The 5,215-nt window shown below is 58.4% G+C and carries 3 protein-coding genes; all 3 read right to left on the bottom strand.

The window, feature by feature from the left end; genetic code table 11:
• Window positions 1-681: 681 nt before the first annotated feature.
• The 3 genes from HMPREF2550_RS05560 to HMPREF2550_RS05550 all read right to left on the bottom strand — a co-directional run bounded on the left by HMPREF2550_RS05560 (window position 682) and on the right by HMPREF2550_RS05550 (window position 4,317).
• Window positions 682-2,025, bottom strand: coding sequence for a coiled-coil domain-containing protein (locus tag HMPREF2550_RS05560; protein WP_231699088.1), 1,344 nt, complete (start codon window positions 2,023-2,025; stop codon window positions 682-684).
• A gap of 1,542 nt (window positions 2,026-3,567) precedes the next feature.
• On the bottom strand, window positions 3,568-3,837 hold the full coding sequence (locus HMPREF2550_RS05555; RefSeq protein WP_049181627.1) for a hypothetical protein: 270 nt from the start codon (window positions 3,835-3,837) through the stop codon (window positions 3,568-3,570).
• A 171-nt stretch (window positions 3,838-4,008) separates the two neighbouring features.
• Window positions 4,009-4,317 (bottom strand): helix-turn-helix domain-containing protein, encoded by a 309-nt coding sequence (locus HMPREF2550_RS05550; RefSeq protein WP_024058948.1) that lies wholly within the window; start codon window positions 4,315-4,317, stop codon window positions 4,009-4,011.
• Between the last annotated feature and the right edge of the window lie 898 nt (window positions 4,318-5,215).

The raw sequence follows: 5,215 nt of genomic DNA, 5'->3' as shown, positions 1-5,215 counted from the left end.
ATCAGGTGTCTACCTAACGGGGGTCAGGTCCCTGTACTTCCCCGTGACGTTGTGAACGCGTTGCAGGGGGAGTTAACCCTCCGATAGCAGTGTGAGCCCGGTTGCAATTGTAATCGTGGATGAACCCCGCATACGCTGCGGGGTTATTTTTTCAACCATTTCACACGCCAATTTGCTGCGAATCACTTGTGCAGTTTTACGGTGCAGTGGTGCGGTGCTTTTACTGGCGTTTCTGCTGCGCAACTCACTGCACTATGTAGTGTCTGTGACATTTCATTAACACGTAGGTTGCACTGTGTATTGGGCACCCATTTCATCGACACGTTTACTGCGCAATCAAATGCCCTGTCACTTTAATGACATGTGAATTGGGCAGTGAAGTGGTTTGTCATCCTATTGACACCTTTACTGCGCAACAGGATGACAACGACATTCTGCAGGTCTGTGTGCTGGCATGTTTGCTGTGCAGCACATGCGCCGTCGTACACACCGACGCGCTGCGCAATATCTCCGCCACTTAACCGGCCAATTCGCTGCGCAACGTAGTGACACTTGGCCCCGCTTAGCCGAGATTTCTTCGATTTTCGCCGAATCTCAGCGGTTTCATACCGCAGATGACCGACGACGCCGACGGCGCCCTGTACGGCCCGCAGACGGGCGTGCAGAGCGCATGGTGAGCTGCTAAAGCTCCATACCGCCGTCACGATCACGCTGCTGTTGCTGCTGGCGGCGCTTCTCGATACGCTCGCGCGCACGTTGCTGCGCCCCGCCCTTCTTGCCTGAGGTCTGCGACTGCTTGAACAGCGTGTAGCGCTCAAGCAGCTCCGGGCTGCGATGCAGTTCTTGCACCAGGAACTTCTTGTCCAGATGCTCCAACTGCTGTCCTGACTTCACCGCTTCTTCGATGATGATGGCTGCTTCATCTTCGGCGTCCGTGTGCGCGTTGCGGCGGATCTGATCAGCCTCATCGCGGGCATCCGTGCGCGTTACTGCAGCGTCGCGCGTGGCCTCGTCGCGGATGCTTGTGGCCTCATCTCGTGCTTCGCTGCGGATCGTCTCAGCGTCGCGCTCAGCCTGCTTACGGGCCTCGTCGGCTTGGCGTGTGATCGACTCCGCTTCGCTGCGGGCTGCGGCTGTAATCTCGCCCGCCTTGGCCTGTGCAGTCTCTTCGGCTCGTTCGAGCAGCTCGTCTGCTTGCGCTTCGGCAAGGCCCATGGTCTGCTCGGCTTCTTGCTTGGCCTTCTCGCGCGCGTCACTGCGGATCTGCTCGGCTTCTTGCTCTGCCTTCTCACGTGCCTCGTTGAGCACACGCTCGGCAACAGCGCGAGCCTGTTCTTCGGCGTGCTGCAACACACCTTGCGCTTTTTCGTTGGCAGCTTTTGCCTGTTCAAGTTCTTTTGCTGTTTGCTCGCGGTCACGATCAATTGCGTCCATATCGCGCTGCACGGATCGCTTCTTGACTTCCACATCATCCTCGCGCTTGGCGAGGTCGCGCTCCCGGTCTTGTTGTTCTGCGTAGCGTCCGAGGTTCAACGACTCGTCATGCCGCTCGGAGACTTCCAGTTCCACCGGATAGCCCAGCGAGTGCATGTGTTCGCGCAGGCCCCGTTGCGCGTCGATGAACTTCTGGTTACCCGAGATCTGCTTGCCCTTCTTCGGGCCGGATGTGTACCGCACTGAGGTGTCAGTGTTGTACGCGATGCCGGGGCGGCAACGGAGCTTGTCGGGATCTTCGGGCTTCGGTGAGAACGTATCCGCCTGGAACTGGATGTGTGGCGTTGATTCGTCGAAGTTCATATCACCGCCAGCGACTGCGTCGATACCGCCGGGAATGAAGTTCTCGGCGAGCCAACGCATTGACTCTTCGGGGTACATCATTGCTTCTTCGTAGTCGCGGGCTGCATAGCGCGGACGTTTCACTTCGCGCCCGTCCACCTCACTGGTGTAGTAGTCGGGGATCTCCTTGCACATCGACTTCGGCAGATACACGACGAACAGCGACGTCTCGAAACTGTTCTTCTGCACGCGCACTCCGTCCATCCGAGGCGTCTACGGCCGCCACAGGGCCGTACAGCCGCTGCCACAAAGATGAACCAATCGAGTCGCGGCGCTACACATTTGCATCAACAGCTGCCGCTGGATCTGCTGCGAGCGGGCGCTCGCGAAACACACGTCGCTGGCGGTGTCTGTTACATGCGCTTGCGCGCATATGGCCGCCGCGAACGTGATACGTCTGCACCGATAGTGTGCTTGTAGCACGGGCCGATATGGAGTGTGTTACTCAGCCCGTGTCGTTGACCCCCGCAGCAGCATCAACACCGCCTTGCGGCGGATGGCTCGCTGCGGGATGTTCACCACCCTGCAATGACCGCCTAGCGGCGGTGCCAGAGTGCAGGGTGTGGCTGTGCGCACCACGTTAACGATGTCGGTCTTGCCGTTCGGTTCGACGCCGTGGCACGTTCGCAAGCTCACGTTGCACACGGCGTGCGCGATGACGCGGGAAGACGCCGCAAGCGGCGTTTCCACCCGTCATCGGCCCTTACTTTAAGACCGACATACAACGACTGACGCCGTATGTGGTGCGCACAGCGTGGCGACCTGCAGATTTTGTGTAGGCACCATGTGCGCTTCGCGCATCAACGGGCCGTTTCGGGTAAGGGTCGAAGACCGCATAAAGACCCGAAACACGCAGGTCGCAGCCCCCTTCTGTGTCAAAACCCCTATATGTTTGTCGTTATAGGGGTAGAAGGGGGAAAAGGGCATAAGGGGGTGCGACGCCTCCGCTGCGCTCCGGCGCTCGGCATAGCCGAGGCACTGCACCGGGTATTACTACTCGCTGGCGCTCGCATAACCCGGTGCCCGGCGCTGGCGCGCCGCCCCTCATAGCCCCAGACTCAGACCTCGCTCGCTCGGTCTGGCTGGGTCTACCTTTCCCTCCGCTGCGCTCCGGTCAAGGTGCCCAATAGTGCAGCTGGCGCTGCACCTTGTGTGATGACCCATGCTTTACGTCACGACACTGCCGGCAATCCGATATATCTTGTCGATATACAGTCGGATATGCCAGCATCTGTGTGTCGTGTTTGGGTCATCACGAAACGCTCCATCACGGCAAGCGTGCCGTGATGAACATCAACGTTTCTACCGACGCGGCATGATGCGGCATGCGCCGCATACCATCTGCCGTCGCGGTTGCATCTTCAGCAGCACAGCTGCTGAAATCTGCTCTGTCCACGCTGCTGTCTTTGCTGCACCCACGGCCCCGTCTTCGGCATATTTCAAGTCCACACAAGACTATGCCGGCCAGAACCGCGCATAACAGCAGCGCGACATACCGCCAGCCATGTGGCGGATGATCCAGGCGACGGGGCAGACGTGTATATGCCCCGTCGCCGATACCGGCGCAAGCATCGTGACAGTGTCACGTGTAGCGGTGCCGCAGCCACCCGCACACACGCGAAAACCCCGCCCTTGCGAGCGGGGTGTGTGGCGACATCAAACGTGACGGCTGTACGTCGTCACGCCGCGTGGCCGTACACACATGAGGTGATTGCGTGTACGGCTAAAGGGTTAGTCGGGTACAACTTCTAGATGCCGCTTCGGCTTACTGCCCTCGGTGCTCTCAGGCGTGTCGCCGTCACCGTTCTCAGGTGTATCGCTGTCCCCTTCGGTGCTGGCGGACTTGTCACCGTCGAGATTCACCTCGAACTCTTCGGCATACTTGCGCAACTGCGCAAGGCGCTCCTTTGTCGCTTTGTGTGCACGGCGCGCCTCGTTCACGGTATCTTTTGCTTGCTGCTCATCGCGCAGCGCTGCTGCGTAATCGTCTCTGAAAGACATGGTTTGTTCTCCTTGGTTGAATGAACTGTTTATTTGGACTCGGGGCACGACGGTGGAGCGCGCGTGTGTAGTAGCACGGCCATCACCCATCAGCCCTCGCACTCAGTTCAAGACCCAGCCTGACTAGCTGAGCTAAGCGGCGGGATCTCGTCGTAGGCGGGTTTGTCCGCATTAGTGCTTCACACCGCCCAGCACCGTGACGAGCTGCTGGCGCTGCTCATCTGTCAGTTGGGGCGCTGCATTCACGACGGCATCGACGAAGCCGTCGAATAGCTGCGGGGCAGGGCGGCGTGCGGCCGCGAGGTAGGCGTCGAGATCGTCTTGGCGAATCCGATAGGCGGTGCCGAAACGGTGGAATGAAAGACGGCCCTCTTTAATAGCTTTTCGCAACGTGGACTCGGAGCCGACGCCGAGATCGGCGAGTTCCTGCAGCGTGTAAAAGCGTGGCGCGACGGCGGTAGTCGTGTCCTTTTCGGACATAGAAAAACGCTCCTGGGCAGATTGATCTGTCCCGGAGCGGGGTGCTTTACCGGCTTGCTATTCAGGCGGCTTGGAGTGCCGTGCTCAACTCGCTAGAACGGTGGTCTGCCGTCCCATCGCTTTACGGGAGCGCTTACTCCCTACCTGACCGCTTTTGTGGTTGGCAATGCCGTTGCCGACCGGTCTATCTCGTCGGAGGAACCGCGCCTATCACGGTCGAGAGGCTGTCTCTTTATGAATTATCCTCGGGGTTATCCCCCGTATGCGGCTGGCTAAACCAAAAACGAATTAAAACGCCACATACGGTCTGGGGGCCATCGTACGGAACTTATGCGTCGCGCACAATAGCCTGCGACCTAATCTTTACGAATCGAACCGAGCACGTTTCTACACGCCACGTGGCACGGCTGGGGTGTTGTGGTGGGGCAGCTGTTGTGTGGCGGCATGGTGACACGCAAGGGGCGCGCCTTTTTGTGACCTGTGACACGTCTATAGTGTGCTCGTTTCGTAGTTTTGACCTCGTTTCGTAATTTGCCGATCAAAATACGAAAAAATTACGAAACGCTCTACCTGCGGTTTCGTAGAACTACGAAAACCGGAAAACCAAATTACGAAACACGCGATAACGCTGTGACCTGCACAGACACGTCACATTTCGGGGATGTTTCGTAATTTTGCGGCATTTCGACCCAAACCTTTTAAGGGAGAGACACAGACACACATTACGGGCACATGTCTACGACATAGACCGTCCTCATTGAGGGCACGCTGCAGGGGTTGTAGCTATGTGACACGGCCGGGATGCTGCGTCACGGTGACACGCAAGGGGCGCGCCTTTTTATGACCTGTGACACGTCTGTAGCGCGCTCGTTTCGTAATTTGCCGATCAAAATACGAA

This window comes from Corynebacterium sp. HMSC074A01 (assembly GCF_001831515.1).
GTDB lineage: Bacteria > Actinomycetota > Actinomycetes > Mycobacteriales > Mycobacteriaceae > Corynebacterium.
The sequence above is the reverse complement of the archived record's forward strand: the minus strand, read 5'-3'. Positions and strand labels throughout refer to the sequence as shown.

Coding starts and splice junctions, on each gene's coding strand:
- HMPREF2550_RS05555 (WP_049181627.1), bottom strand. CDS start 3,837: ATGTCTTTCAGAGACGATTACGCAGCAGCGCTGCGCGATGAGCAGCAA.
- HMPREF2550_RS05550 (WP_024058948.1), bottom strand. CDS start 4,317: ATGTCCGAAAAGGACACGACTACCGCCGTCGCGCCACGCTTTTACACG.